The following is a 25566-nucleotide window of genomic DNA, read 5'->3' as shown; positions in this document are numbered from 1 at the left end:
AAAAATTATAAACAGCAAAAAGCAAAAATGAGAGGAAAGTCAATAATAGTTCTGTTTTTATTAACAGGTGTTATAAGCTACTGTTTTGGGCAGAACAGAGAAGATTCGTTTTTTAAGAATGGCGACAAGGTTAATTTTATAGGGAATAGTATCACACATAGCGGTGACTTCCATCATTACATTCTGATGTATTACGCCACCCGTTTTCCGAACCAGAAGGTAGCGTTTTATAATTGCGGTATTAAAGGCGATAACGCCAACAGCTTCCTTCGCCGGATGGACGCAGATATCTTGCCCCGCAAGGCAAACTGGTCTGTTGTTATGGCAGGAATGAATGACGTGAACAGGAGTTTATATGCACCAGCTTTGCAATCTCAGCCCGAAACAGAGGAAAGAAAACGAAGGGCATTAAGTGATTATGAGGGATATTTAGAATCTGTAATCCAACGACTGCAGAAATCTAAAACGAAAATTATTCTCCAAAAACCAAGTATCTATGACCAGACGGGTGATTTGCCGGCTCCTAATCTGGTAGGCGTTAATGACGCCCTGAAAAAATGCACACAGATAATAGATGGTTTAGCGAAAAAGTATAAGCTTCAGGTTATTGATTATTATACGATCATGAATGATCTGAATACCAGACTTCAGATCAAAGATCCAAAAGCAACCATTATTGGTAATGATCGGGTACATCCGGGGCCTGTTGGAAATATGATCATGGCCTATCAATTTCTGAAATCCACAAATGCACCAAAATACGTTTCTTTGGTAGAGATAGAAAACGGCGCCTTGAAGCATTTTGAAAATTGCGCTCTCAGCGACCTCAATGTAAGCAAGGATAACATTGGATTCAAGCTAAAAGAGCAAAGTCTGCCTTTTCCGGTGCCGGCAGAGGCTGAACAGGCCTTATCACTTGTCCCATTTGCTGAAGAGCTCAATGTACAGTTACTGAAAGTAAATGCTCTTGCTGAGGGGAAATATACTCTTACTATTGACGGCGTTTTCATAGGTAATTTTACTAGCCAGCAATTGGCAAATGGTTTAAATATAGCGGGGATAAAAAGCACCCCTCAATATAAGCAAGCATTAAAAGTAATGCAGCAGGCGATACAATACCGCAATGTTCAACGTAAACTAAGAGATCTCAAATTTATTGAATTCAGTTATCTGCCTGAAAAGTTATGGAACGCGGATTTTACAGAAATAAAGAAGTTTTCGGAAAACTATCTGGCCTTTCTGCAATCTGCAAACGATGCAAGATATCCTGCTATGAAGACCCAGTTTGATGCCTACCTGGACAAGAAGCCGGAAGAAAAAGAGCTCGAGCAGCAAGCTATAGCACTTCCTGATTCTATTTTCGCTGCCAGCAAGCTTACTGAACACACTTATCAGATCAGTAAAGCCGATCTGGCAATGCCCGACCGCAATGTAGCGCCGTTTGGCACCAATGCTTCGGGAGCTGAATTTGCTCCTCATACTTCTCCCGGAATTTATAATAAAAATTATACCTATCCTACCGTTGTGCAGCTCGATTATTTTAAGTCAAAGGGTCTTACTTTGTTCAGGATGCCGTTTTTATGGGAAAGGATTCAGAATGAACTGGGGGGAGAATTGAATAAAGATGAACTATCGAGGATGATGGCCTTTGTTGATGCTGCCCGTGAAAGAAATCTTTGGGTTATTCTGGATATGCACAACTATGGACGACGACATATCAATGGCAACAATGAGCTCATTGGGTCTCCTCTGGTTTCGATTGACCATGTGGCTGACGCATGGGCGAAAATTGTACGCGAATTTAAATCAAAAGAAAACATCTGGGCTTATGGTATAATGAACGAGCCGCATGATATGTTGCCCGCTACTCCATGGTTTCAGATTGCCCAGAGTATTATAACTAAGATCAGATCTGTTGATTCAAAAACACCAATAATGGTTGGAGGAGACAGCTGGAGTTCGGCAGAAAGATGGCCGCTTTTCAGCGATAATTTAAAGAACCTTGTTGATCCTTCTAACAATTTAATATTTGAATCGCATATTTATTTTGATAAAGATGCTTCGGGGGCATATAAGCGTTCTTACGATGAAGAAGGGACAACTCCATCGACAGGGATTACGAGAGCAGAACCGTTTGTAAAATGGTTGAAGATGAACAAACTGAGAGGGTTTGTAGGTGAATACGGGGTGCCTGATGATGATCCCCGCTGGTTAGTGACACTTGATAACTTTCTGAATTATCTGAAATCTAATTGTATCGGTGGCGCATATTGGTCTGCAGGACCATGGTGGCATAAATATAAGCTGGCAATAGAGCCAGTAAATGGTATTGACAGGCCTCAGATGCCTGTTTTGGTTAAATATCAAACTGCAGATAGCGGATGTAAATAAGGGAATTTCCAGACGCTTGCACATCGCGTTGCAGGCATCTGGAAATCTTTATCTTCTATTATTTAGAATATTTGAATTTACCCTGCATCACATTCCTGAAAAATATGCCCTGATCTGTTGGCTCATAATTCCAGCTCTTAATCATCTGAGGCACCCAAACCGGATCAAAAACCCAGACTACCCAGGATATCCCTTTTTTGTGAAAATAATTCATGATCGAGGGACCGTAAACTCCGTCATCTACCAGGTTTTTGTCTTCGTCGTCTTTCATGAATCCAATTTCTGTTGCTATCACCGGGTATTTATCTGCAACAAATCCAAAGTCCTCTTCCCACTTTGGCTCTCTCGGCACAGCTCTTTTGCCAGGGTAAGGATGAGTGACATATGCTATCCCTTCTCTGGCAATTGGATTATTTCTTACCGGAGTTAGATCGTATGCCCAGTTGAAGCCGGCCACTAACGGAATCTTGTTCCTGTCATGCGCATATATAATGTCGATCACTTGTTCCATGAGTAGTTTCCATTCATCCCAGGTGCAGGTGCCATACTGCCCGTCGTAGGTTGTAGGTTCATTAAAGAGTTCGTAGAATGCTACTGTCGAATTGCCTTTATAATGGGCTGCAATTGTACGCCAGAAGTTAAAGGTCTCCTTTTGGGTAGTGTTATGCATGTCATGAGCCAGGACTTCTGTGTGAAGGTTACCAATAGAATGCCAGTCAATTATGACGTAAATATTTAGATCGGTGCACCAGGTAACAGCTTCGTCCAGTATTTTTACATACTCTTCTATGCCGCGCTGATGCAATGCTATTGGATGTACCGGGATCCTGATAATGTTTGCGCCCCAGCTTTTGATTACCTCAAAATGCCTTTTGTTCCAGTGTCCGTCCTTTATCAGTTTATCAGGGTCTGAAATCGAAACACCCTTGAATACAATAACATTGCCACTCTCATCTACAAACGAGTTTCCTTTCACTTTGACCGTACTTAGTTTTTTTGATTTCAGGTCAGTTGAATACGGTTTTATCTTATTTATATGCCACCATTCTTTTTTGACCTCGTTACTTCGGAGACCCGGTTGACCATTTACAGTGTTTGTAATAGCGAAGATTAGTACCAACAGGGGGTACAGTACATTTTTTTTCATATCATGTGTTTGGTTTATGCAAAGAAACTTGATTCAGATATCGTAATGTAGGACTTTCTTATCTGTTTATAATATTCGATTACCCTTCAATGACGTGTTCAATGGGAATCAGTATGCTATAATAAGGCTGGTAATTTTGAGCGTTGGAATCATAACTGCCGGAAAATGTATATGAATCAGTTAAAAAAGTATTAGTGGGGGTATTGTTTAAATATGAAATTTACAGCATTCATTTCCCGGGGAAGGAAGAGCAAGAAAGGTAAAGTTCCTTCGGGAAAATCAAGATAAACCTCATATATGGAAGAAGTAAAATTAAGAGAGAAAGTGGCCTATGGCTTTGGTGATGCAGCTTCATCAATGTTCTGGAAACTATTTACTATGTACCTGTTGTTCTTTTACACCGATGTTTTTGGGATAGAAGCAGCACTAGTAGGTACGATGTTCCTGATTACCCGCATCTGGGACTCCTTGCTTGATCCTTTTATAGGAGTAGTGACAGACAGAACAAAGTCGCGGTGGGGCAAATTCAGGCCTTATCTTCTGTATGTAGCGATTCCCTTCGGAATCATCGGGGTCTTTACATTTACAACGCCGAGCCTTGGAGCTTCGGGCAAGCTTATTTATGCATACGTGAGTTACTCCCTGATGATGATGATCTATTCGTTGATCAATGTGCCGTATGCTTCGCTACTTGGCGTGATGTCTGCTGATCCGAAAGTAAGAACTGAACTGTCTTCTTTCCGGATGATATTCGCCTTTATCGGAAGCATTGTTGTTCTCCTGTTGGTTGAACCCCTTGTTGAGTTTTTTAGCAAGCAGAAGAATGCGCTTGTTCCTGACTTGGCATTCGGCTGGCAAATGGCGGCAATCGTTTTTGCGGCAATAGCTGTGAGTCTTTTTATTCTTTGTTTTGCCTGGACAAAAGAACGGGTAAAGCCCCTTCTCCATGAAAGTGGTTCTTTAAAGCAGGACATCAGCGATCTTTTTAAGAATAAACCGTGGTGGATACTTCTTGTGGCCGGCATTGCCACATTGATATTTAACTCGGTGAGAGATGGCGCAGCTGTTTATTATTTTAAGTACTATGTTGCCGACGCCGCAGTCGTTCAGCTGGGCTTCGCTGATGTGTCTCTAACACTAACTACGTTGTATTTCGTTCTCGGACAGGCAGCCAATATCGTTGGGATAATTCTTGTAAATCCTGTCTCAAGAAGGATAGGGAAGAAGAAGAGTTTCTTGTTCGCTATGCTTTTTGCTACGGTATTTAATACGATGTTTTACTTCATGGGTAGTAATGATATTACATGGATTATGACGTTGCAGGTTTTAGTTAGCATTTGCGCCGGCAGCGTTACTCCCTTGTTGTGGTCAATGTATGCAGACATAGCTGATTTTTCTGAGTGGAGAACAGGCCGGCGTGCAACAGGCTTAATCTTCTCGTCGTCTTCCATGTCTCAGAAGTTTGGATGGTCATTGGGCGGGGCTCTGGCAGGCTGGTTGCTTGGATATTTCGGATTTAAGGCAAACGTTGTTCAAACAGAGGAAGTGCAGCATGGTCTTCGTTTAATGCTTAGTTTCTTTCCTGCAGCGGCAACAATACTCTCAGTTTTATTTATTTCATGGTATCCATTAAGTGAAGGAAAAATAGCTGAAGTGACAAGCGACCTGGAGCTTAGAAGGAAGAACGCTTTGATGGCTGAAAACTGATATCAGTCTCAGCTTCTTGTATCATTACCGTGATAAATACTAAGATAGCTTTCGTATCTGGAAAGGTTGATACTCCCTTCGTTGACTGCTTCTACCACTGCGCAGCCGGGTTCGTTGATGTGGCGGCAGTTGTTGAAGCGGCATTGATTCATGAGTTGGCGCATTTCGGGAAAGAAATGGCCGAGCTCCTGTTTTTCTATATCGATGACACCAAGTTCGCGGATACCTGGAGTGTCTATCAGGTAACCGCCCTGGGGCAGCGGATGCATTTCGGCAAAGGTTGTAGTATGCTGGCCTTTATCGCTCCATTCGGATACTTCTCCGGTCTTCAATTCAATTTCTGGAATCAGTTTGTTGATCAGAGTTGATTTTCCGACACCGGAATGGCCGGAAATCAATGTTACCTTGTCTTTTAATACATCGGTAATCTGCTCCAGATTGGTTCCTTCGAGCGCTGAAACTTCGTAACATGGATATCCTATGCTGGTATATATTTCTTCGTACTCTGCCAGTATTTCAAGTCCTTCATCGCTGAACAGATCCAGCTTGTTGAATATTATTCCTGCCGGAACGTCGTATGCTTCGGCAGTAACGAGAAAACGGTCGACGAAACCCAGTGAGGTGCGCGGGGAAGCAAGGGTAACCACAAGGAGCGCCTGATCCAAATTAGCGGCGATGATCTGTGCCTGTTTCGAAAGGTTAACCGACTTCCGGATAATGTAATTCTTTCGCTCTTTCAGCTTGTTTATAATCCCGGTGTCCTGGTCGGGCTCCAACTCTATCTCCACACGATCACCAACAGCTATCGGATTAGTTGTTTTAATGTCTTTTGTTCTGAATATACCTTTAATGCGGCAATCCAAAACAGTTCCATCCTCTGTTTCCACCTGATACCAACTACCTGTCGACTTTATAACTAATCCCTGCATGAATTGGTAAAATTAAAAATATTGCAATAAGTTTTGCGATTTTCAAATTTAACTGCTTATTTTAGTGACGAAATAAAACAATGATTAAAAATATTTATACCATTATTACAACGATTACAACCACCGGGACAGCGGGCTCAGGAGGAAGATCGAATATGGTATAACCTTAAAAATATAAGAAACCATACAACGCCTTCCTCCATCAAGGGAAGGCGTTTTTTTTTAAAATTAATTTATGGAAACATCATGCGGACTTGCACTAGTTTACACACCGGGTCGGATAAAGGGCTCCATGATGCTTTCGTTATCCTTAAAATCAAACAATTCTAAATGAAAATCTTAAAATTTGGAGGCACGTCCGTCGGTTCCGTTAAAAGTATCAGTACTATAATCGAAATCCTTAAAAATGAATCTTCTTCAGGTGAGAATCCCGTTGTGGTATTGTCTGCAATGGGAGGGGTGACGAACCTTCTTTCGACCATGGCTAATAAAGCTGCTGCGGGCGAAGATTTTTCGGCCTACGTCACAGAATTGGAAAGCCGCCATTTTGAGGTGATCAAAGCGTTGCTCGATGTTCATCAGCAAAACCCGGTATTTACGAGGTTGAAGATCCTGTTCAACCAGCTGGAAGATATTTTGCAGGGGATTTCGAGTTTAAGGGAGATCACACCAAAAACATACGACCTGGTATTAAGCTTTGGCGAACGCTGTTCGACATTTCTTGTCAGCAAAATTGCAGAGCAGTCTCTCGGCCCGGTAGAATATGTGAATGCTTGCGATGTCATTAAAACCGACAGCAGCTTCGGTCAGGCGAAGGTTCAGACTGAACTGACTGATATGCTGATCAGGGATTTCTACGAAGCGAATAAAGGAAAAATGCTGTTTGTTACAGGCTTTATCGCCAGTAACGAGGAGGGACGTGTCACGACGCTCGGCCGTGGAGGAAGTGATTATACTGCTGCAATATTCGGTTCTGCCCTGAATGCTGAGGAAATTGAAATATGGACCGACGTCAACGGAATGATGACAGCCGATCCGCGTATGGTGAAGAAGGCGTTCCCGCTGAAAGAGCTATCGTATATAGAAGCAATGGAGCTTTCCTATTTCGGCGCCAAAGTGATCTATCCGCCTACGATGATCCCGGCGTTCATGAAGAGGATTCCTATTGTAATCCGCAATACTTTTGAGCCTTCATTCCCCGGCACAGTAATAAGTCATGAAAGCCGCCCTTCAGAACATAGTGTTAAAGGAATCTCTTCAATTAATGAGATCAGTATCATTAACCTTGAAGGAAGCGGCATGGTAGGTAAGGCTGGCTTTAGCGGCCGGCTGTTCTCTCTTCTCGCGCGTGAGCAGATCAATGTGATTCTTATTACCCAGTCGTCGTCGGAACACAGCATCACATTTGCGGTAAATCCGCTTGATGCCGTGAAGGCGAAGCTGCTTATTGAACAGGAATTTGAACTGGAGCTGGAAGCGAAGAAGATAGAGGTTCCTGAGATTGAAGAAGGCCTTTCTATTCTTGCCATTGTTGGTGAGAATATGAAGAAAACTTCAGGCGTTTCGGGTACACTCTTTCATGCTCTGGGCAGGAACGGGGTGAATGTTCGTGCTATAGCTCAGGGATCTTCAGAGTACAATATCTCCGTGATTATTTCGCGGGTTGACCTTGCCAAAGCACTAAATGCGGTTCACGATGCATTCTATACGGACCTTAAAAAGACCCTCAATGTTTTTTGTCTGGGAACAGGCAATATCGGAAAGACGCTTTTTAAGCAATTGGAGCAACATCGCGATTTTCTGCAAAGACAAAATGGGATCCTGGTGAACGTTATTGGCATCAGCAATACGCGTAAAATGGTATTTGAGGAGGGTGGCCTTGCACTGCAGAACTGGCAGGAGACACTTGATTCGTCGGGAGAACCGGCCGATCTCGACGCTTTTATAGCAAGAATGAGGGAGATGAACCTTCCGAATGCCGTTTTTGTTGATAACACCGCCAGTCAGGTACCTATTGCCTACTATGAAGAGGTTTTTCGCTCTAATATTTCTGTGGTTACCTGTAATAAGATCGGCAATTCGGCTTCCTATCAGCAATATCGTAAGTTCAGTGACCTCGCCAGAAAGCATGGTGTAGACTTTTATTACGAAACAAATGTAGGCGCTGGTCTTCCTATAATCCGCACCCTGAAAGATCTGATGATGAGTGGCGACAGGGTGATCAGGATAGAGGCTATTTTGTCGGGTACGATCTCTTTTATTTTTAATAATTTTAAAGGCGATACCTCATTTTACGACATCGTTAAGCAGGCTCAGGAGAAGGGTTTTACGGAGCCTGATCCCAGGGATGATCTTCGTGGGACTGACTTTATGCGGAAGATGCTGATCCTGGCTCGTGATGCCGGGTATACCCTGGAGCCCGAAGATGTGAAGATCGAGAACATGCTTCCGCAGTCGTGCCTTGATGCAGGGTCAGTAGAAGAGTTTTATGAGCAGCTGAAAGTCAATAATGATTATTTCGAGGGACTGAAAACAGAGGCCGAAAGCGCCGGAAAAGTTTTGCGGTACATCGGTAAACTGGAAAATGGAGATGTATCCATTGCGCTGGAAATGGTAGACGACGCTCATCCGTTTTATATGCTGTCTGGAAGTGATAACATTATCTCTTTTACCACCGAGCGGTATAAAGAGCGTCCTTTGGTAGTTAAAGGTCCGGGGGCTGGCGCTGAGGTGACTGCAGCGGGGGTGTTTGCAGACATTGTAAATGTAGGGGCGTAGGGGGAGTTATGAATTATGGGTTATGGGTTGTGAGTTGAAGGTTGTGAGTTATGGGTTGAAGGTTGAGGGTTGAGACGGGTTAAAAAGTTGAAGTAAAAAATTAGAAGTAATGTCCGCGACGCGGATTTAAATATGAAAGATACAATAAGAGTTTTTGCTCCTGCTACCGTGGCGAATGTAGTTTGCGGTTTTGATATTCTTGGTTTTGCTGTTGATGCTCCGGGTGATGAGGTAATTATGAGAAGGAAGGCTGAACCGGGTGTTACAATTACAAAAATTACGGGGGATGAAGGCCGTTTGCCGATGGACGCTGCGAAAAATACCGTAAGCGCAAGCGTTCAGCACTATCTCAAACACATTGAGAGAACAGATATCGGAGTTGAAATAGAACTTCATAAAAAAATGCCTATCGGAAGTGGCCTCGGTTCCAGCTCAGCAAGTACGGTTGCCGGCTTATTTGCAATCAATACCATGCTGGACGAGCCGTTGACCCGCGACGAGCTTGTTCCGTTTGCAATGAAAGGAGAGGAACTTGCCTGTGGTTCCGGGCATGCCGACAATGTGGCACCCGCATTGCTGGGCGGATTTGTCCTGATCAGAAGTTACGAGCCTCTTGACTTAATTAAACTTCCGTATCCCGAATCTTTATACTGCGCGATTGTCTTTCCGGACGTCGACGTCCCTACCCGGGATGCACGACAAATGATCCGCAGTAAGGTGCTTCTGAAAGACGCTGTTATTCAGTGGGGAAACGTTGCCGGTTTGGTTTCAGGCTTGTTTATGAAGGATATTGACCTTATTGGAAGAAGCATGAAAGATGTACTGGTTGAACCGGTGCGTTCTATTCTCATCCCCGACTTTTACAAGCTTAGAGAAACGGCCATGGAAGCAGGTGCTGTTAGCTTTGGTATTTCTGGCTCAGGTCCTTCGGTTTTTTCTTTTGCTAGAGACGAGGAGACTGCTAACAGAATCACCAGTCGCATTCAGAAGCATTTATCAGAGCGGCAGATTGGAAGCCTGACCTACGTTTCGCCTGTAAATGGTGAAGGACCGAAGGTGCTGGGATAACATATAATAACAAATACAACACGAATGAAACTTTATAGTACAAATACCCCTGGAGTAACAGTTGATTTTAAAGAGGCAGTTTTCAATAGTATGCCTCAGGACAAGGGGCTTTATATGCCTGTCGGCATTCCTGTGCTCGATAGAGATTTTATTGAAAATATCGAGATGTACTCTCTTAGTGAAATAGCCTTTAAGGTGGCTGACAGTATTTTGCAGGGAGCTATCCCGAAGAATGAACTCAAAGCTATTATAGAGGACGCAATTAACTTTCCGGCTCCGGTAATAAAGCTCGATGATCGAACTTATGTGCTTGAACTTTTTCATGGCCCTTCACTTGCTTTTAAAGATTTTGGTGCAAGGTTTATGAGCAGGGTAATGAGCTATTTCATGACAGAAGGCGAAAAGACCCTCAATGTTCTGGTGGCGACGTCGGGGGATACCGGGGGCGCAGTAGCTTTGGGATTTTTAGGAGTACCGAATACCCAGGTCACTATTCTTTATCCTAAAGGAAAAGTGAGTGCAATCCAGGAGCTGCAGCTCACAACTAATGGACAAAACATTCGTGCCGTTGAAGTTAATGGAACCTTCGACGATTGTCAGGCCTTGGTGAAGCAGGCGTTTACCGATAAGGAACTCAATGAGAAATTCAGACTTACTTCGGCCAATTCGATTAATATAGCACGTCTTATACCGCAAACTTTTTACTATTTCAACGCTTACGCTCAGTTAAAAAGAGCAGGAAAGACGGAGGTGGTGTTTTCGGTTCCCAGCGGAAACTTTGGAAACATTGGCGCCGGTTTACTTGCATGGAAAATGGGCTTGCCGGTAAAGCAGTTTATCGCTGCCACCAATGTTAACGATACAGTCCCGGCATTTTTCAGATCGGGACTGTATGAGCCGAAGCCGTCGGTAGCTACCCTTTCAAACGCCATGGATGTAGGTAATCCGAGTAACTGGGTCCGCATCATGAACTTGTTTAATAACGATTTAGATGAACTGCGTAAAATTGTGAGCACTGGAAGTTATACCGATATTCAAACAGGTGAAGCCGTGCAGACGATTTTTGATGAATACGACTACGTTGTTTGTCCGCATACCGCCATTGCCTGGGCTGCAATCAACGATTACAGAAAGTCGTCAGGTGATGACAACAGTACTGCTGTATTTCTGTCAACTGCGCATCCATGTAAGTTTCCGGACGTTTATGAAGGTGAAATGGCGGGCAAAATTACTATTCCTGAACAGGTGAAAACTCTTCTCGGGAAACCTAAACAGTCAGTGGAATTGGGAGTTGATTTTGCTGGTTTTAAGGAGTATTTAATGGGTAGTGAGTTGTAGGTCGTAAGTTGTAAGTCGCGGGTGCAGGTTGCGGGTCTCAGAATGCAGGGCGATACTCGAGAGGCTGCGCAGGATGATAGTTTAATTTCCAGGGGTTATATTAAAATAAGTTGTGGTATAATGGAGAGGGTTTTATGGCGTTTTTAGAAAGCCTACAACCCGGAACATGCAACTCACAACGTATAACTCACAACTATTAATGTTATGATTAAAGCAATAATATTTGATTTAGGAGCAGTGCTGATTGACTGGCACCCTAAGCATCTTTACAAAAAGATCTTCAGCAACGAAGCTGATATAGATTATTTTCTGGAAAATGTTTGTACATCAGCATGGAATGAGGAACAGGATGGAGGGCGTTCTCTGAAGGAGGCGACGGAGTTACTGGTTGCAGAGTTTCCCCATCAGGAGGAGAATATAAGGGCGTATTATGGCCGTTGGGAAGAAATGCTGGCGGGAGCCATTGACGGGACAGTAGAGATATTTAAGCGATTGAAGGACTCAGGAAATTATAAGATCTATGCTCTCAGCAACTGGTCGGCCGAAACCTATCCAATCGCCGTAAAGCGTTTTGAGTTCCTGAACTGGTTTGATGGCGTGGTGGTTTCGGGTGCCGAGAAGCTTAGGAAACCTTTCCCTGAGTTCTACCAGTTACTACTCGATCGCTATAACCTAAAGGCGGAAGAGGCCCTGTTTATAGACGATAACCTGCGCAATGTCGAAGCCGCGCGAAGTCTTGGTATAGAGAGTATTCATTTCCAGTCGCCGGAGCAACTGGAAATGGATTTGAAACAGTATTCAGTTTTGTAATTGAGTAACCACAGAGTGCAGATGGCGCTGGTCAAGCGATGGAATCTTTCCCCAATAATATCGGTTGGCGTAATACATACTTAAAAAACTTCCTTCGCGATCCTGTATGTCGGTTCGGGATTGCCCATGGTGTAGAAGTGCAAAACCGGAGCGCCGAATTCTATCAGTTCTTTGCATTGGTGTATCATCCATTCGATGCCTGCATCTTTTACATCTTTTTCTGTCTTACAACCCGACACTGCTTCGCTCAATTCCAGGGGTATGTCGATATGAAAGATCTTTGGAAGGTTGATAAGCTGCTTTGAGGTGGTGATGGGCTTTAATCCCGGGATGATGGGCACATTGATGCCATTTTCCCTGCAGCGATTCACAAAGCTGAAGTATTTCTGATTGTCGAAAAACATCTGGGTCACTATAAAATCGGCTCCCATATCGACCTTTTGCTTGAGGTATTTAAAATCCGTTTCCGGGTTGGGCGACTCGAAGTGCTTTTCCGGGTATGCGGCCACCCCGATGCAAAAGTTAGTCTTGTTGGAGTCGTGGTCTTCATGCAGGTATTTTCCGTTATTCATATTTACCACCTGCTGCAAAAGTTCGCATGCATATGAATGTCCGCCCGGAGTTGGCATAAACGCAGGATCGGCTTTGCGGGCATCACCACGCAGTACGAGGACATTGTCGATGCCTAAGAACTGAAGGTCGATGAGTGCGTTTTCCGTTTCATCTTTTGTGAAGCCTCCGCAAATGAGGTGTGGAACAGCATCTACTTTATAACGATTTATAATAGCAGCACAAATAGCCACTGTACCAGGCCTTTTTCTGTACGTGACTTTCTCAAGCAAACCCGTTGGATGTTGTTTATAGATGTAATCCTCTCGGTGGTATGTAACGTCTATAAACGGAGGTTTGAATTCCATCAAAGGATCTATGGCATTATAGATCTGCTGTATGCTCTGCCCTTTAACGGGCGGAAGTAATTCGAATGAAAAAAGTGCTTTGCCGTTTGCTCCGGCGATATGTTCGGTGATTTTCATTTATTCTAGTAGCAAGTATCAAGATACAAGTATCAAGACATGGTGATTAATTTATATTGAGGCTTTTGTGAAATGCATAGATCATTTTTTGAATTTCTGATAACTTATTCTTAATTAGAATATGCTCGTCCTCCGTGATATACGAAAATTCAAGCGCCAGAATAAACTGTGTTTCAAGCTCAAATGCCGACCCCATGCTTATTTGTAAGAAATGGCCCAATTCTTTATTGGTTCCTCTTCCGCATCCTTCAGCAATATTCGAGGGTATGGAGATGGAAGATCTCATTATCTGAGAAGTTAAAACATATTTTTCCTCTGCTGGAAATCCTTTGACAAGATAATGTACCTGTTTGCAAAGCTCCATACTTTGCTTCCAGACTTTTAGATCATTAAAATGATGCATTTAGAACTTATGTTTTACAAATATAATCTTGATACCTGATACCAGATACTTGATACTGAATTTTAATACGCCAGATTCGGTCCCAGCCATCTCTCTACAAGTTCTACGGGTTCGTTACGGCGGCGGGCATAGTCTTCTACCTGGTCTTTTGTTATTTTACCTAAGCCGAAATAACGTGACTGAGGATGTGAGAAGTAGAAGCCGCTTACCGATGCTGCCGGGTACATGGCGAGACTCTCTGTAAGGTGCATACCTGCATTGTCTTCAGCATTTAACAGGCTGAACAGGGTGCGCTTTTCGGTATGATCGGGACAGGCAGGATATCCGGGTGCCGGCCGTATACCCTGGTACTTCTCTTTTACCAGTTCTTCGTTGCTTAACTTCTCATCTTGAGCATAACCCCAATAATCGGTACGTACTAATTCATGCATTTTCTCGGCAAATGCTTCGGCCAGACGGTCGGCAAGTGCCTTCGCCATAATGCTGTTATAGTCGTCGTGATCCTTCTCGAAGCGGGCAACCAACTCGTCGCATCCAATGCCAGCTGTAACCGCGAAGCCTCCAAAATAATCCTGTATTCCCGATTCTTTTGGTGCGATAAAATCGGAAAGAGCGTAATAAGGCTCTCCCTTTACTTTTTCTGTCTGCTGCCGGAGGGTATGGATGATGACTGGCTGCGAGTTGTGGGTTGTGGAATCCTCAACAAATAACTCAATATCGTCGCCTACTGAGCTGGCGGGCCAGAAGCCGATAACGCCTTTAGCTGTAAGAAGTTTTTCTTCTACTATCCGAGCAAGCAATGCCCGGGCGTCGTCGTAGAGTTTCTGCGCTTCGTTGCCCACTACCGGATCGTTGAATATTTTCGGATAGCTACCTCTGAGCTCCCAGGTGTGAAAAAAGGGAGTCCAGTCGATATACGGAACAAGTTCTTCAAGTGGAAAGTTATCAAAGGTCTTTGTGCCAAGGAACGAAGGCGGGGTTGGAACTACATCATCCAGGTTGATCTGAAAGCGGTTATCCCTGGCTTCATCAATGCTCTTATAGCGTTTGTCGGAACGCTTGTTCAAATGCGCCTCCCTGGCTTTTGCATACTCCTCTTTTATGCCCTTAATATATGAGTCGCGGGTTTCGGAATTCATCAGATTGCTGCAAACAGTTACACTTCTTGATGCATCCAGAACATGTATCGCTGCTCCTGAATAATTCGGGTCGATCTTTACTGCGGCATGAATACGGGATGTGGTGGCTCCGCCAATCAGCAGCGGCAGGGTGAATCCTTCACGCTCCATCTCTTTCGCGAAATGAACCATTTCATCCAGAGACGGAGTAATTAGTCCGCTTAACCCAATGATATCAACATTCTCTTCTTTTGCTCGCTGGATAATGTTTTGCGCCGGTACCATTACTCCCATGTCGATCACTTCGAAGTTATTGCAGGCGAGTACTACCCCAACGATGTTCTTTCCAATGTCATGTACATCGCCTTTTACAGTGGCCATCAATACCTTTCCAGCCGAGCTGGAGCTGGTATCCAATGGATTCTTAAGCTTCTCCGCTTCAATGAATGGCAGCAGATAGGCCACGGCTTTTTTCATCACACGAGCCGACTTAACAACCTGGGGCAGGAACATCTTACCCGCACCAAAGAGGTCGCCAACGATGTTCATGCCATCCATCAGCGGGCCTTCTATTACCTGGAGCGGACGATCGTATTTTAGTCTGGCTTCTTCGACGTCGTCGTCGAGGTATTCTATGAGGCCTTTAACCAGCGAGTGGGATAATCTTTCTTCGACGCTGCCATTCCTCCATTCTTCGTTCTTTACAATTTCTTTCCCCTTGGTTTTTACCGTTTCGGCAAAATCAACGAGTCTTTCGGTTGCATCAGCTCTTCTGTTAAGGAGCACGTCTTCTACCCTTTCGAGAAGCTCTTTGGGTATTTCTTCATACACTTCAAGCATTCCGGCATTAACGATGCCCATGTCCAAACCCGCCTTAATAGCGTGATAGAGGAAGGCAGAATGCATTGCCTCGCGAACTACATTATTTCCCCTGAAGGAGAAGGAAATGTTCGAAACACCGCCGCTTACCTTCGCATAGGGAAGATTTTGTTTTATCCAGCGGGTGGCTTTTATAAAATCGACTGCGTAATTATTGTGCTCCTCGAGCCCGGTAGCTACTGTAAGAATGTTGGGGTCGAAAATAATATCCTGCGGCGGGAATCCAACTTCATTAACAAGAATATCATAAGTTCGCTTGCAAATCTCTATACGACGCTCATAGTTGTCGGCCTGTCCCTGTTCGTCAAAGGCCATTACCACAACCGCTGCTCCGTACTGCATTATCTTTCGGGCGTGAGCAATAAAGTTCTCTTCGCCTTCCTTAAGAGAGATAGAGTTTACGATACCTTTCCCCTGAAGGCACTTTAGCCCCGCTTCGATGACACTCCATTTGGAGGAGTCGACCATGATTGGAAGTTTTGCAATGTCAGGTTCTGACGCTATCAGATGAAGAAATTTAGTCATGGCTGCTTCCGAGTCGAGCATGCCTTCGTCCATATTTACGTCAATAACCTGTGCTCCGCCTTCAACCTGCTGCCGTGCCACTGCCAGTGCAGCCTCGTAGTCGCCGTTCAGGATCAACTTTGAAAATTTAGGGGAGCCCGTAATGTTTGTCCGTTCACCTACATTAATAAAATTGGTTTCCGGAGTAACTGTCACTGGCTCAAGACCACTCAGCCGGAGGAAGGGTTCAACTTCAGGAATCTTCCTTGGAGGATATTTTGCTGCTTTCTCCGCAATACAACCTATGTGATCGGGGGTGGTACCGCAACAGCCTCCCACGATATTGATAAAGCCACTCGAAATGAAATCTTCGAGGAGATGTGCTGTCTCGTGGGGTACTTCGTCATATGCGCCGAATTCGTTAGGAAGTCCGGCGTTAGGATATGCTGAAATAAAGCATGGAGCTTTCACTGAAAGTTCCTCAATATGCGGACGCATTTCTTTAGCTCCGAGTGCACAGTTAAGACCAATACTTAAGAGACCTGCATGGCTTAAGGAATTGAGGAATGCCTCTACTGTCTGCCCCGACAAAGTACGGCCGCTCGCATCTGTAATGGTGCCCGAAATCATGATCTCAAGCTTCCTTTTGATCACTTTTTCATATTCTTTAATTGCAAAAATGGCTGCTTTTGCATTTAGTGTATCGAAAATAGTTTCGATCAGGAGGACGTCAGCTCCGCCGTCTACCAAGCCCCTTACCTGCTCATCATACGCTTCGACCAGATCGTCGAATGATACAGCACGGTAGCCCGGATCATTAACATCGGGCGACATGGATGCAGTACGGTTTGTAGGGCCAATGGCTCCCGCTACGAATCGTGGCTTGTTGGGGTTAGCAGCAGTAAATTCTGCAGCGGCAGATTTTGCGATACGGGCGCCCTCATAACTAAGTTCATAGGAAAGATGCTCCATCTGGTAGTCAGCCATGGATATACGCTGCGTGCTGAATGTGTTGGTTTCAATAATGTCAGCACCTGCCTTTAAATATTCTGCATGGATTTCCCTGATCACATCAGGCCTGGTCAGATTGAGCAAGTCGTTGTTGCCTTTCACATCGCAGGGATGATCTTTGAACCGTTCTCCACGGAAATCTTCTTCGGTAAGCTGATAGCGCTGGATCATCGTTCCCATAGCGCCATCAATCACGAGAATTCGTTTTTGTAATTCTTTCCTAATGTCCATTTGAATCAAGTATCAGGTATCAAGTATCAAGATATGGCTTTTAGATAGTATCAGAATGGGAGGTGGTTTTAATGCTTTTGGCGTAACCTTCTCCTGATACTAATATCTTGCTACTTGCTACTAATGGCTTATCGAAAATCCTCCGGATTCTGACTTTAACTTATCTTCTCTTTACCTGAATAGTGTTGGCAAAGAATAGAATTTAGCACCTTGTAAGCACAGGTTGCTAAGACTTCGCAGGGTCTACTCCCTCCGTCTTTCTCAATAAGCATTACAAAAATGCGATATAATTTGATGAAATGCAAATTATGGCAGCCAGGCCCGGCCTCCGGACATGGCTATGCAACGTTTGCTATCTGATGTCTGGTTTTTGAACTGTTCAGTACAGTCTCTTCATTAGTTGTTCTTCTACTTTTTTAAATAGCTGAACAGGCTTAAGATTTCGCCATATGATATTATCAAGTTCTCCGCCGAAGTTGATGTAGTAATCGATGTTGCTTCTTTTAAACTCGTCTATAACATGGTCCCTGAAGTTTATGGCTGCAATCCAGCCGTCTTCGACGTCCTGGAACCATTCTTCATAATACAGGTCGTCGGAAGAGTGAAAGTTTAAGATGTTTTCGCCCAGCAGGATGAATTTATTAATCCCTTCCTTTATCATGAGTTCTATGATCTCACGTTTGAGGAGCATAATGTCGTTGTAAATGGTGTCATTCCATTCGCCGATAAATTCTATAATGGCATACTGTTTATCGTAATCGGCATAAAGGATTTTTAAGTAAAGTGTTTGGGATCCAAAATAATCCCACTGGGGATGGATATAGTAGTTGTAAATCATTTTATCGAACTCAAACTCACTATACTCTGTCTGATAGAAGGGAGACCGGTCATCTTCCGCAGCTACATAATCATCACGCCATCGATAAAAAGGTTCTATTTCATGCATATCTAAATACAAAGTTAAAGAGAAACCTATGGATAAATTATTCTCGTGCTCTTTTTTCTTTATTTTAATCACGGCAGCAAGTGCCGGAGTGTATAATTAGTTAACTATTTATACATTATTTTGTTGCCTCCCCACGTTATAAAAAACAGCGCGCATGTAAATGTAAAAAATACAGTCTATTTGTTTTTTATTTGCATTTTTCATCTATTAATGACTGTAGTTATAGTAATTTAGCAACAGAAATAAACAAGGCTTTGTCGACGAGGAATAATCTATTAATAGCGGGCTGTTATGCAGGAACATTAGTGCTGGGAATGATCCTGGGTCCGAAATTTCAAAAGGAAAACAGTAATTCGCGAAACGGGACGTTCATTCCATTCCTAACAGGTGGCCGGGACGGAAAAGTAGAAAAGGTAATTAGCCTGATCAGAGATAATTATGTTGATCCCGTGAATGTTGATTCCTTGCAGGACTTGACGATAAATGAGCTCTTGAAAAACCTTGATCCTCATTCTGCCTACTTGCCGCCTGTTGATGCACGTCTGTTTTCCGAGGATCTTGAAGGGAACTACAATGGCATCGGGATTGAATATCATCTTTTGAACGACACGCTATTGGTAACTGGTGTGAATAAGAATGGGCCGGCTGCAAAAGCAGGTTTGAGCGAAGGCGATCGCGTGATTCAGATCGACGGCAACAATATTGCAGGAAAAGATATCACAAACAAAAAGATAGTCGAACTTATCCGGGGCAGACGCGGCACTGCCGTGCGGCTTACTATCAGAAGAGCAGGCTTGAAAGCCTATAAGACTGTTTCGGTGATAAGGGATAAGATAAGCGTTAGCAGCATAGATGTTGCCTACTTGCTTACCAAGGATGTTGGCTACGTGAAGATCAGCAGGTTCGGTGCGCATACCGACGACGATTTCATTGCCGAACTCGAAAGACTGAAGAAGGAAGGAATGAAGAGTCTTGTGCTGGATCTGCGCGAAAATGGTGGCGGATATCTCAGCGCTGCTACTGCTTTGTCTGATCAGTTCCTTGGAGAAAAAAAACTAATAGTTTATACCAGGGGTGCACATGAACCACGAACCGATTATTTTGCCACGCCCGAAGGGAAATTTGAAAAAGGTAAATTAGTTGTACTTATTAACGAGAATACAGCATCAGCAAGTGAAATAGTTGCAGGCGCAGTACAGGATCTTGACAGGGGAACTATCGTGGGACGAAGATCTTTTGGAAAGGGACTCGTGCAGGAGCAGTTTAATTTTGGTGATGGCTCGGCGCTGAATTTAACTGTAGCCCGTTATTATACACCTTCCGGACGTTCTATACAAAGGCCATATGATGAGGGGCCGGGTCCTTATTTTGAGGAAGTATGGAACAGGCACAAGAACGGCGAACTAAATTCCGATCGAAAACACCTTATGGACAGCCTTTATAAGAAAGGGCGTATTTATAAAACAGCCTCTGGCAGGCTGATGTACGGAGGAGGAGGTATAATGCCCGATGTTTACGTTCCTATCGATACGTTGGGATACAATGAGATGTATTTTGCGCTTAACGCTAAGGGAGTACTGAATGATTTTCTATATAATTCTCTTATTAGAGAACATGCCCCCGATTCGCTCGACGAATTTGTAAAGACATTTACATTAAGTCCCGGGCATTATCAACAAATCCTTGCTCTTGCTTCTGCCAAAGGTATCAAGTATAACCCTGGGCTTTTTAAGGTTGCTGAAAGGCATATTAATATAGACATGAAAGCAATGCTCGCACGTTATTATTTCGGCGAGCTGGGATTCTATAAGGTGCTTAATTCAACAGATAATGTAGTGTCACGGTCACTCGCTTTGTTGAAGTGACCGTGATATAAGATATTTACTTGTTTTTACTTCCTGTTGCGGTGTTGTCTTCTGTGAGCGTGTCTACACTATCCAGACTGCTGGCCGATGTGTCGGCATTCAGTTCATTCTGAAGCATAGAATCTGCAGACCGTACAGCCTCAATTGAATCTTTGTCGTCAGTTTCTTCACGGTTGCCCCCGCATGCTGTAATAGATACAGAAACGGCAAGTGCAAGGATTATTAAATTCGTTTTCATATGATAATTGTTACTTCTGGCGGAAATATACCTGAATAGGAACACCGCTAAAGTCAAAATGTTCTCTTAGTTTGTTTTCAAGAAATCTTTTGTAGGGCTCCTTAATGTACTGGGGGAGATTACAGAAAAACGCAAAAATGGGAGAGGAACCACTCAGCTGGGTGATGTACTTAATCTTTACATACTTACCCTTAAGTGATGGCGGAGGATAACTTTCAATCAATGGCAGCATGACATCATTAAGCTTAGAAGTAGGGATCTTCTTGTTTTTGTTTTCATAAACCTTAGATGCGGCCTCTATTGCTTTAAAAATCCTCTGCTTTTCGGTTACCGATGTAAAGACGATCGGAACATCTGTGAACGGCGCAATTTTCTCCCGTATCTGCTCTTCGAAAGCTTTGGTGGTTTTATGAGTTTTCTCGATCAGATCCCATTTGTTGATCAGAATCACTATTCCCTTTTTATTCTTTTCAGCAAGGTGGAAAATGTTAATGTCCTGCGATTCTATTCCCTCCACGGCATCAATCATCAGGATGCTTACGTCAGCTTCTTCAAGGGCTTTAATCGTTCGCATTACCGAATAGAATTCGATATTCTCCTTTACCTTGGTTTTTTTCCGCAGTCCGGCAGTGTCAATCAGCATAAAATCATGACCGAACTGGTTGTAATGGATATGGATGGAATCGCGGGTGGTACCGGCGATAGGAGTTACAATATTACGGTCTTTACCTATAAGAGCGTTGATAAGCGACGACTTCCCAACGTTCGGCCGGCCCACAATTGCGTATTTCGGCAACGTCGAAACTTCAGGTTCCTCCTCATTGAAATGCTTTATTGTTTCATCAAGTAATTCCCCGGTTCCTGATCCCGTCATAGACGAGATGCCATAAATTTCACCGAGCCCCAGGCTGTAGAACTGATGTGTCTCATTCAGAAGCTGGTTATTGTCTACCTTGTTTGCGACTATCAGCACAGGTTTTTTACTTCTGCGCAAAAGATCAGCAATGCTATCGTCAAGATCGGTTACTCCTGTAGTAACATCAACCATGAACAGGATAACGGTTGCTTCTTCTATCGCAATCAGCACCTGCTCGCGGATGGCAATTTCAAATAAATCTTCGGAACCGGCCACGTAACCCCCTGTATCTACCACAGTAAATGTTTTACCTGTCCATTCCGCTAATCCGTAATGGCGGTCGCGGGTTACTCCGCTCATGTCGTCTACAATCGCTTTCCTTGTTTCGGTAAGACGGTTATATAAAGTGGATTTCCCTACGTTAGGCCGTCCTACTATTGCTACTATGTTACTCATAATTATTATCAGATCAATTGTTATAGGACAGGAGCGGGCGTAACATCAGATGTCTGTTCCCTTAATGCTGCTTCGCCTATGGGTTTTATTTTTTTCTCGTTTCTTAATTCTTGCTTCTATGAGTCGTACCCAAACTGTTTCAGATAATTTTTCCTGTTCCGCCAATCGGGTATAACCTTAACAAACATTTCAAGGAATATTTTTCTCTGAAGAAACTCTTCCATGTCTTTACGGGCATAGGTTCCAACCTTTTTAAGCATCTCGCCTCCTTTGCCAATGAGGATGTTCTTTTGGGAGTCGCGCTCAACTATAATTTCTGCGCTGATCCTGGTTATCTTGTCTTCTTCTTTAAAAGCGGTTATGATAACTTCTGTGCTGTATGGAATTTCTTTCTGGTAGAGCTTAAATATTTTCTCCCTGATCATTTCTGAAACAAAGAACCGCTCGTTCCTATCGGTAAGTGTGTCTTTATCGTAATATGGAGGATGCTCGGGGAGGTAGTCTATAATGAACTCCATTACCGATTTTACGTTGTGATCGTGCAAAGCCGATACCGCAAAAACTGCCTTTGGATTAAGCTGTTCTTTCCAGAATTCTATTTTAGCAAAAACGTTTTCCTGTGAGGACGTGTCGATTTTATTAATAACAACAGCAACCGGCGAGAGGGTATTTTTAAGTTTCTCGATCACATCTGCCTCGTCGTAGCGTTCGTTAATGTCGGTTACAAGCAGTATAATATCGGCGTCGACAAGCGATTCGTCTACAGCGTCCATCATGCTTTCCTGAAGTCCGTACGCAGGTTTAATCACGCCTGGCGTATCAGAGAACACGATTTGATAGTCGTCTTCATTTACTATTCCGAGGATACGGTGGCGTGTTGTTTGGGCCTTTGGGGTAATGATAGACATCTTCTCTCCAACAAGAGAATTCATCAGGGTTGATTTACCTGCATTTGGCTTACCTACGATGCTCACAAATCCGGCTTTATGCGTCATGAAATTTTTTTTAAAAAAGATTTGGACTGCAAAGAAACGAAATTTATCTTTGCAGTCCAATTCAAACGGTACCCTAAGTTATGAGGGGTTGCTGAAAAAGCCTCACAGGAGGTCAAATCAGGGAAATTTGGAAAGGAAAAAATAGTGCGGGGTGGAGCAGTTGGTAGCTCGTCGGGCTCATAACCCGAAGGTCGTCAGTTCGAGTCTGGCCCCCGCTACCGAAAAAGAGTCGTGCGAGATGACTCGGTAAAAAGGAAATATTGGCCCGTTCGTCTAGGGGTTAGGACGCAAGATTTTCATTCTTGAAACAGGGGTTCGATTCCCCTACGGGCTACTAAAGAGGGAAAGATTCAATTGAGTCCTTCCCTCTTTTGTTTTACGTCGGTTTTTAGTCAACGTCAGGTATTGCGCGGATCCAGAATTAGCGATAGTGGATCTGTGGATCAAGCGGAATACTTGGGGGATACAATGAAAAGTTGTTTTTTTGCGGAGAGTTAATAACACGTAAAAAGAGTAACCCTTGCAAGATCCATACCTACAGTTAGCGAGCATATTATTACCGAAAGGCATCTTAGAATTTTTTGAATTAACACAGGTGCTTCAAAGTGCAGCAGGCCTGCATATATATCTTGAAGAGAAGAATATCCTTCCCCAGGAATATCACAACCAAAAGCTGGAATCCAAGGGGTTCATGCCCGAAATCACCATTCAGGACTTTCCTATCCGGGGCCAGAAGGTAAACTTGTGTATAAAACGGCGCAGATGGGAAGTAGCAGATAAAGGGACTATAGTAACCAGAGACTGGGATTTAGTACAGAAAGGAGCGCGGATGACCACAGAATTCGCCGCTTTTTTAAAAGGAATATTTGGATAATTATCCGGTAAGCTGTCATCAACTGGGACACTATTTTAGGATTGACGGTAAACAGTTACAGGAACAATATAAAGATCATATCAGTACATTCCATCAGTGGGAACAGAAAGATCATGCTGCCGAATGGATGATATTCCCGGCCAACATGGGAGAATACCTCAGTATAGATGAAACGGCCCTCTCTGGCGGAGAATTGTATACTATAATCACTAATAAGGCTGCAAGAGGGAGAAAAGGGAGCATTGTAGCCATGCTGAAAGGCACTCAGGCCGATCAGATCATTGCAGTTTTAGAGCGTATATCATTCCGCCTGAGAAAAAAAGTAAAAGAAGTAACCCTGGATATGGCTGCAAATATGGCCAAAGCTATCCGAAGATGCTTTCCATCTGCCCGCCGGGTCATTGACCGGTTCCATGTACAAAAGCTTGCCAGCGATGCTGTTCAGGAGCTCAGGATCAGATACCGGTGGGAAGCTTTGGAAGAGGAGAACGGACGGATTGCCCAGGCCAGGAAAACCAAACAAAGCTATCAGCCTGAGGTGCTTCCTAATGGCGATACCCTCAAGCAGCTCCTGGCCCGAAGCAGATATCTGCTCTTTAAACACGAAAGCAAATGGACTCCATCACAAAAAGAACGTGCAGACATCCTATTTCCCCGCTATCCCCTGTTACATAAAGCCTATCAGTTAGCCCTCAGGTTAAGTAACATCTTTACCATCTGTAAGAGCAAGACACAGGCTTTTAAAAGACTGGCCATGTGGTATAATGATGTGGAAACTTCTGCTATTGATTCTTTCAGCACAGTAGCCAGATCGGTACAAAGCCATTACGAATATATCCTGAACTTCTTTGACAACAGAAGTACCAACGCCGCTGCTGAATCTTTCAATGCCAAGATCAAGGCTTTCAGAGCTACCTCCAGAGGTGTTAGAGATACTGCTTTCTTCTTATTCCGTCTTGCTAATATTTATGCTTAATAAAGCCTTCCCCCCAGGAATTCCGCTTGATCCGGATCTGTTCCAAAACCTGTGGACTAAGCAAATAATTTCATGAGTCTGAAGAGGAAAAAGTTTACATTTCCTACGCCTCTGTATTGGGCTCTGAAAGCTTTAATTTTGGCGTTGAACGATTCGGCCGAAGCGTTTGTACTTCGGTTATCAAAGTAGTTCAGGATATTGTTGTGGTGGAGCGTGATGGTTCTGGCAATGGCATTAAAAGATTTAAAGCCGGATTGCTCCACCTTCTCATTCCATCGGGCCAGTCTTGCAAAGGCGTAGAGCTTATCTTTGGTATTGCTGAATATCCAGGATAAGCCCCGGGTTAGCTGATAGGCTTTCTCCAGGGAAGGATATCGCTCAAAGAGCAGGGAAGCCCGCTCTGCCTGTTCAGCACTCCAGTTTTGCTGGTCCTTGTAGAGCAGATAGCGGCTTCTGGCCAGTAACTGCTTTAAGGTATCTCCATTGGATAATACTTCAGGTGAATAGTTTGTTTTACTTGCTTTGGCTTCTTCCAGAGCCTGATTCTCTGCATCAATGGCTTCCCAGCGGTATTTGATCCGTATTTCCTGCAGCGCTTCTGTGGCTAACTGCTGCACATGAAAGCGATCAATGACCTGAGAGGCCAAAGGGAAGCACTTTTTAGCGATCAGACTCATGTTGCCCGCCAGATCCAGGGTGATCTCTCTGACCTTATTTCGCAGTCTTTGGGGGATCTTTTGAAGCAGTGGAATGATGTTCTCTGAACGGGTACCTTCCATAATGGCAACCAGAGTGCCCTTTTTGCCTCTGGCTTCTTTATTGGTGACCACCGTATAGAGCTCACCCTGGGAAAGACTGGTCTCATCTATAGAGAGATAAGGACCGATGTTCTGTGGGAAGATCAGGCCTTTACGGGCATCGGTACAGTGCTCCCAATTCTTGTATTCACTGAGTTGATCGCGATAATAGCGCTGCAGCTTCTTCCCTTTGATCCCGTAAAAGGAGGCCATCG

19 protein-coding genes, 2 tRNA genes and 1 riboswitch are annotated in these 25566 nt (G+C 43.8%); of the genes, 11 read left to right on the top strand and 10 right to left on the bottom strand.

What is annotated here, in order from left to right:
- Positions 1–27 precede the first annotated feature (27 nt).
- Complete coding sequence (locus tag BDE36_RS22835; protein ID WP_141816833.1) at positions 28–2391, top strand: cellulase family glycosylhydrolase; 2364 nt, start codon at positions 28–30, stop codon at positions 2389–2391.
- Between the two features lie 58 nt (positions 2392–2449).
- Here the strand turns inward: BDE36_RS22835 and BDE36_RS22830 are convergent, their stop codons facing one another.
- Positions 2450–3538, bottom strand: coding sequence for a glycoside hydrolase family 5 protein (locus BDE36_RS22830; RefSeq protein ID WP_141816832.1), 1089 nt, complete (start codon positions 3536–3538; stop codon positions 2450–2452).
- Positions 3539–3835: 297 nt separating this feature from the next.
- Here BDE36_RS22830 and BDE36_RS22825 point away from each other — a divergent pair, with 297 nt between their 5' ends.
- Entirely contained in the window at positions 3836–5245 is a 1410-nt protein-coding gene (locus BDE36_RS22825; protein ID WP_141816831.1) for an MFS transporter, read from the top strand.
- An 8-nt stretch (positions 5246–5253) separates the two neighbouring features.
- On the opposite strand, the gene rsgA is transcribed toward BDE36_RS22825, so the two are convergent.
- Entirely contained in the window at positions 5254–6174 is a 921-nt protein-coding gene (gene rsgA, locus BDE36_RS22820) for a ribosome small subunit-dependent GTPase A (RefSeq protein WP_141816830.1), read from the bottom strand.
- A gap of 330 nt (positions 6175–6504) precedes the next feature.
- Between rsgA and thrA the strand changes: the two genes are divergently transcribed.
- The 4 genes from thrA (at position 6505) to BDE36_RS22800 (ending at position 12168) form a co-directional block, all read left to right on the top strand.
- Positions 6505–8952: a bifunctional aspartate kinase/homoserine dehydrogenase I gene (gene thrA, locus BDE36_RS22815; protein ID WP_141816829.1), complete on the top strand. Its 2448-nt coding sequence runs from the start codon at positions 6505–6507 to the stop codon at positions 8950–8952.
- 132 nt (positions 8953–9084) lie between these two features.
- The gene (locus BDE36_RS22810; protein ID WP_141816828.1) at positions 9085–10020 is read left to right on the top strand and encodes a homoserine kinase; all 936 of its coding nucleotides are present in this window, start codon (positions 9085–9087) and stop codon (positions 10018–10020) included.
- 24 nt (positions 10021–10044) lie between these two features.
- Positions 10045–11358 (top strand): threonine synthase, encoded by a 1314-nt coding sequence (thrC, locus tag BDE36_RS22805; RefSeq protein ID WP_141816827.1) that lies wholly within the window; start codon positions 10045–10047, stop codon positions 11356–11358.
- A gap of 204 nt (positions 11359–11562) precedes the next feature.
- Positions 11563–12168: an HAD family hydrolase gene (locus BDE36_RS22800; protein WP_141816826.1), complete on the top strand. Its 606-nt coding sequence runs from the start codon at positions 11563–11565 to the stop codon at positions 12166–12168.
- A gap of 80 nt (positions 12169–12248) precedes the next feature.
- Here BDE36_RS22800 and metF read toward each other — a convergent pair whose 3' ends face one another.
- The 4 genes from metF to BDE36_RS22780 form a co-directional block, all read right to left on the bottom strand.
- Positions 12249–13202 (bottom strand): methylenetetrahydrofolate reductase [NAD(P)H], encoded by a 954-nt coding sequence (gene metF / locus BDE36_RS22795; protein ID WP_141816825.1) that lies wholly within the window; start codon positions 13200–13202, stop codon positions 12249–12251.
- Positions 13203–13248: 46 nt separating this feature from the next.
- The gene (locus BDE36_RS22790) at positions 13249–13605 is read right to left on the bottom strand and encodes a four helix bundle protein (protein WP_141816824.1); all 357 of its coding nucleotides are present in this window, start codon (positions 13603–13605) and stop codon (positions 13249–13251) included.
- Positions 13606–13667: 62 nt separating this feature from the next.
- On the bottom strand, positions 13668–17348 hold the full coding sequence (metH, locus tag BDE36_RS22785) for a methionine synthase (protein WP_141816823.1): 3681 nt from the start codon (positions 17346–17348) through the stop codon (positions 13668–13670).
- Between the two features lie 157 nt (positions 17349–17505).
- A riboswitch (SAM riboswitch) is annotated at positions 17506–17619 on the bottom strand.
- Between the two features lie 108 nt (positions 17620–17727).
- Positions 17728–18294: a hypothetical protein gene (locus BDE36_RS22780; RefSeq protein ID WP_128770003.1), complete on the bottom strand. Its 567-nt coding sequence runs from the start codon at positions 18292–18294 to the stop codon at positions 17728–17730.
- 254 nt (positions 18295–18548) lie between these two features.
- On the opposite strand from BDE36_RS22780, the gene BDE36_RS22775 reads away from it, so the two are divergent.
- Complete coding sequence (locus tag BDE36_RS22775; protein ID WP_235904254.1) at positions 18549–20159, top strand: S41 family peptidase; 1611 nt, start codon at positions 18549–18551, stop codon at positions 20157–20159.
- A 16-nt stretch (positions 20160–20175) separates the two neighbouring features.
- On the opposite strand, the gene BDE36_RS22770 is transcribed toward BDE36_RS22775, so the two are convergent.
- The 3 genes from BDE36_RS22770 to era form a co-directional block, all read right to left on the bottom strand.
- Positions 20176–20397 carry a hypothetical protein gene (locus BDE36_RS22770; protein WP_141816822.1) on the bottom strand — a complete coding sequence of 74 codons (222 nt, stop codon included), beginning with the start codon at positions 20395–20397 and terminating at the stop codon, positions 20176–20178.
- A 10-nt stretch (positions 20398–20407) separates the two neighbouring features.
- The gene (gene der / locus BDE36_RS22765) at positions 20408–21709 is read right to left on the bottom strand and encodes a ribosome biogenesis GTPase Der (RefSeq protein ID WP_141816821.1); all 1302 of its coding nucleotides are present in this window, start codon (positions 21707–21709) and stop codon (positions 20408–20410) included.
- Positions 21710–21825: 116 nt separating this feature from the next.
- Positions 21826–22704, bottom strand: coding sequence for a GTPase Era (era, locus tag BDE36_RS22760; RefSeq protein WP_141816820.1), 879 nt, complete (start codon positions 22702–22704; stop codon positions 21826–21828).
- Positions 22705–22849: 145 nt separating this feature from the next.
- On the opposite strand from era, the gene BDE36_RS22755 reads away from it, so the two are divergent.
- From BDE36_RS22755 to BDE36_RS22740, 4 genes are all read left to right on the top strand, one after another.
- A tRNA-Met gene (locus BDE36_RS22755) sits at positions 22850–22922 on the top strand.
- 44 nt (positions 22923–22966) lie between these two features.
- Positions 22967–23038 (top strand) — tRNA-Glu (locus BDE36_RS22750).
- 261 nt (positions 23039–23299) lie between these two features.
- On the top strand, positions 23300–23578 hold the full coding sequence (locus BDE36_RS22745; protein WP_244939601.1) for an ISAon1 family transposase N-terminal region protein: 279 nt from the start codon (positions 23300–23302) through the stop codon (positions 23576–23578).
- Positions 23571–24554, top strand: coding sequence for an ISAon1 family transposase (locus BDE36_RS22740; protein WP_244939602.1), 984 nt, complete (start codon positions 23571–23573; stop codon positions 24552–24554). The genes BDE36_RS22745 and BDE36_RS22740 overlap by 8 nt, the downstream gene beginning before the upstream one ends.
- 56 nt (positions 24555–24610) lie before the next feature.
- Here BDE36_RS22740 and BDE36_RS22735 read toward each other — a convergent pair whose 3' ends face one another.
- Complete coding sequence (locus tag BDE36_RS22735) at positions 24611–25564, bottom strand: ISAon1 family transposase (RefSeq protein ID WP_211360934.1); 954 nt, start codon at positions 25562–25564, stop codon at positions 24611–24613.
- Positions 25565–25566 lie beyond the last annotated feature (2 nt).

Source organism: Arcticibacter tournemirensis (assembly GCF_006716645.1).
GTDB lineage: Bacteria > Bacteroidota > Bacteroidia > Sphingobacteriales > Sphingobacteriaceae > Arcticibacter > Arcticibacter tournemirensis.
Note: the sequence above shows the minus strand (reverse complement) of the source record. Positions and strands in the feature narration are given on the sequence as shown.

Bases quoted from the DNA above. Each gene is read 5' to 3' on its own strand.
- BDE36_RS22835 (WP_141816833.1), top strand. From the start codon at position 28: ATGAGAGGAAAGTCAATAATAGTTCTGTTTTTATTAACAGGTGTTATA.
- BDE36_RS22830 (WP_141816832.1), bottom strand. From the start codon at position 3,538: ATGAAAAAAAATGTACTGTACCCCCTGTTGGTACTAATCTTCGCTATT.
- BDE36_RS22825 (WP_141816831.1), top strand. From the start codon at position 3,836: ATGGAAGAAGTAAAATTAAGAGAGAAAGTGGCCTATGGCTTTGGTGAT.
- rsgA (WP_141816830.1), bottom strand. From the start codon at position 6,174: ATGCAGGGATTAGTTATAAAGTCGACAGGTAGTTGGTATCAGGTGGAA.
- thrA (WP_141816829.1), top strand. From the start codon at position 6,505: ATGAAAATCTTAAAATTTGGAGGCACGTCCGTCGGTTCCGTTAAAAGT.
- BDE36_RS22810 (WP_141816828.1), top strand. From the start codon at position 9,085: ATGAAAGATACAATAAGAGTTTTTGCTCCTGCTACCGTGGCGAATGTA.
- thrC (WP_141816827.1), top strand. From the start codon at position 10,045: ATGAAACTTTATAGTACAAATACCCCTGGAGTAACAGTTGATTTTAAA.
- BDE36_RS22800 (WP_141816826.1), top strand. From the start codon at position 11,563: ATGATTAAAGCAATAATATTTGATTTAGGAGCAGTGCTGATTGACTGG.
- metF (WP_141816825.1), bottom strand. From the start codon at position 13,202: ATGAAAATCACCGAACATATCGCCGGAGCAAACGGCAAAGCACTTTTT.
- BDE36_RS22790 (WP_141816824.1), bottom strand. From the start codon at position 13,605: ATGCATCATTTTAATGATCTAAAAGTCTGGAAGCAAAGTATGGAGCTT.
- metH (WP_141816823.1), bottom strand. From the start codon at position 17,348: ATGGACATTAGGAAAGAATTACAAAAACGAATTCTCGTGATTGATGGC.
- BDE36_RS22780 (WP_128770003.1), bottom strand. From the start codon at position 18,294: ATGCATGAAATAGAACCTTTTTATCGATGGCGTGATGATTATGTAGCT.
- BDE36_RS22770 (WP_141816822.1), bottom strand. From the start codon at position 20,397: ATGAAAACGAATTTAATAATCCTTGCACTTGCCGTTTCTGTATCTATT.
- der (WP_141816821.1), bottom strand. From the start codon at position 21,709: ATGAGTAACATAGTAGCAATAGTAGGACGGCCTAACGTAGGGAAATCC.
- era (WP_141816820.1), bottom strand. From the start codon at position 22,704: ATGACGCATAAAGCCGGATTTGTGAGCATCGTAGGTAAGCCAAATGCA.
- BDE36_RS22735 (WP_211360934.1), bottom strand. From the start codon at position 25,564: ATGGCCTCCTTTTACGGGATCAAAGGGAAGAAGCTGCAGCGCTATTAT.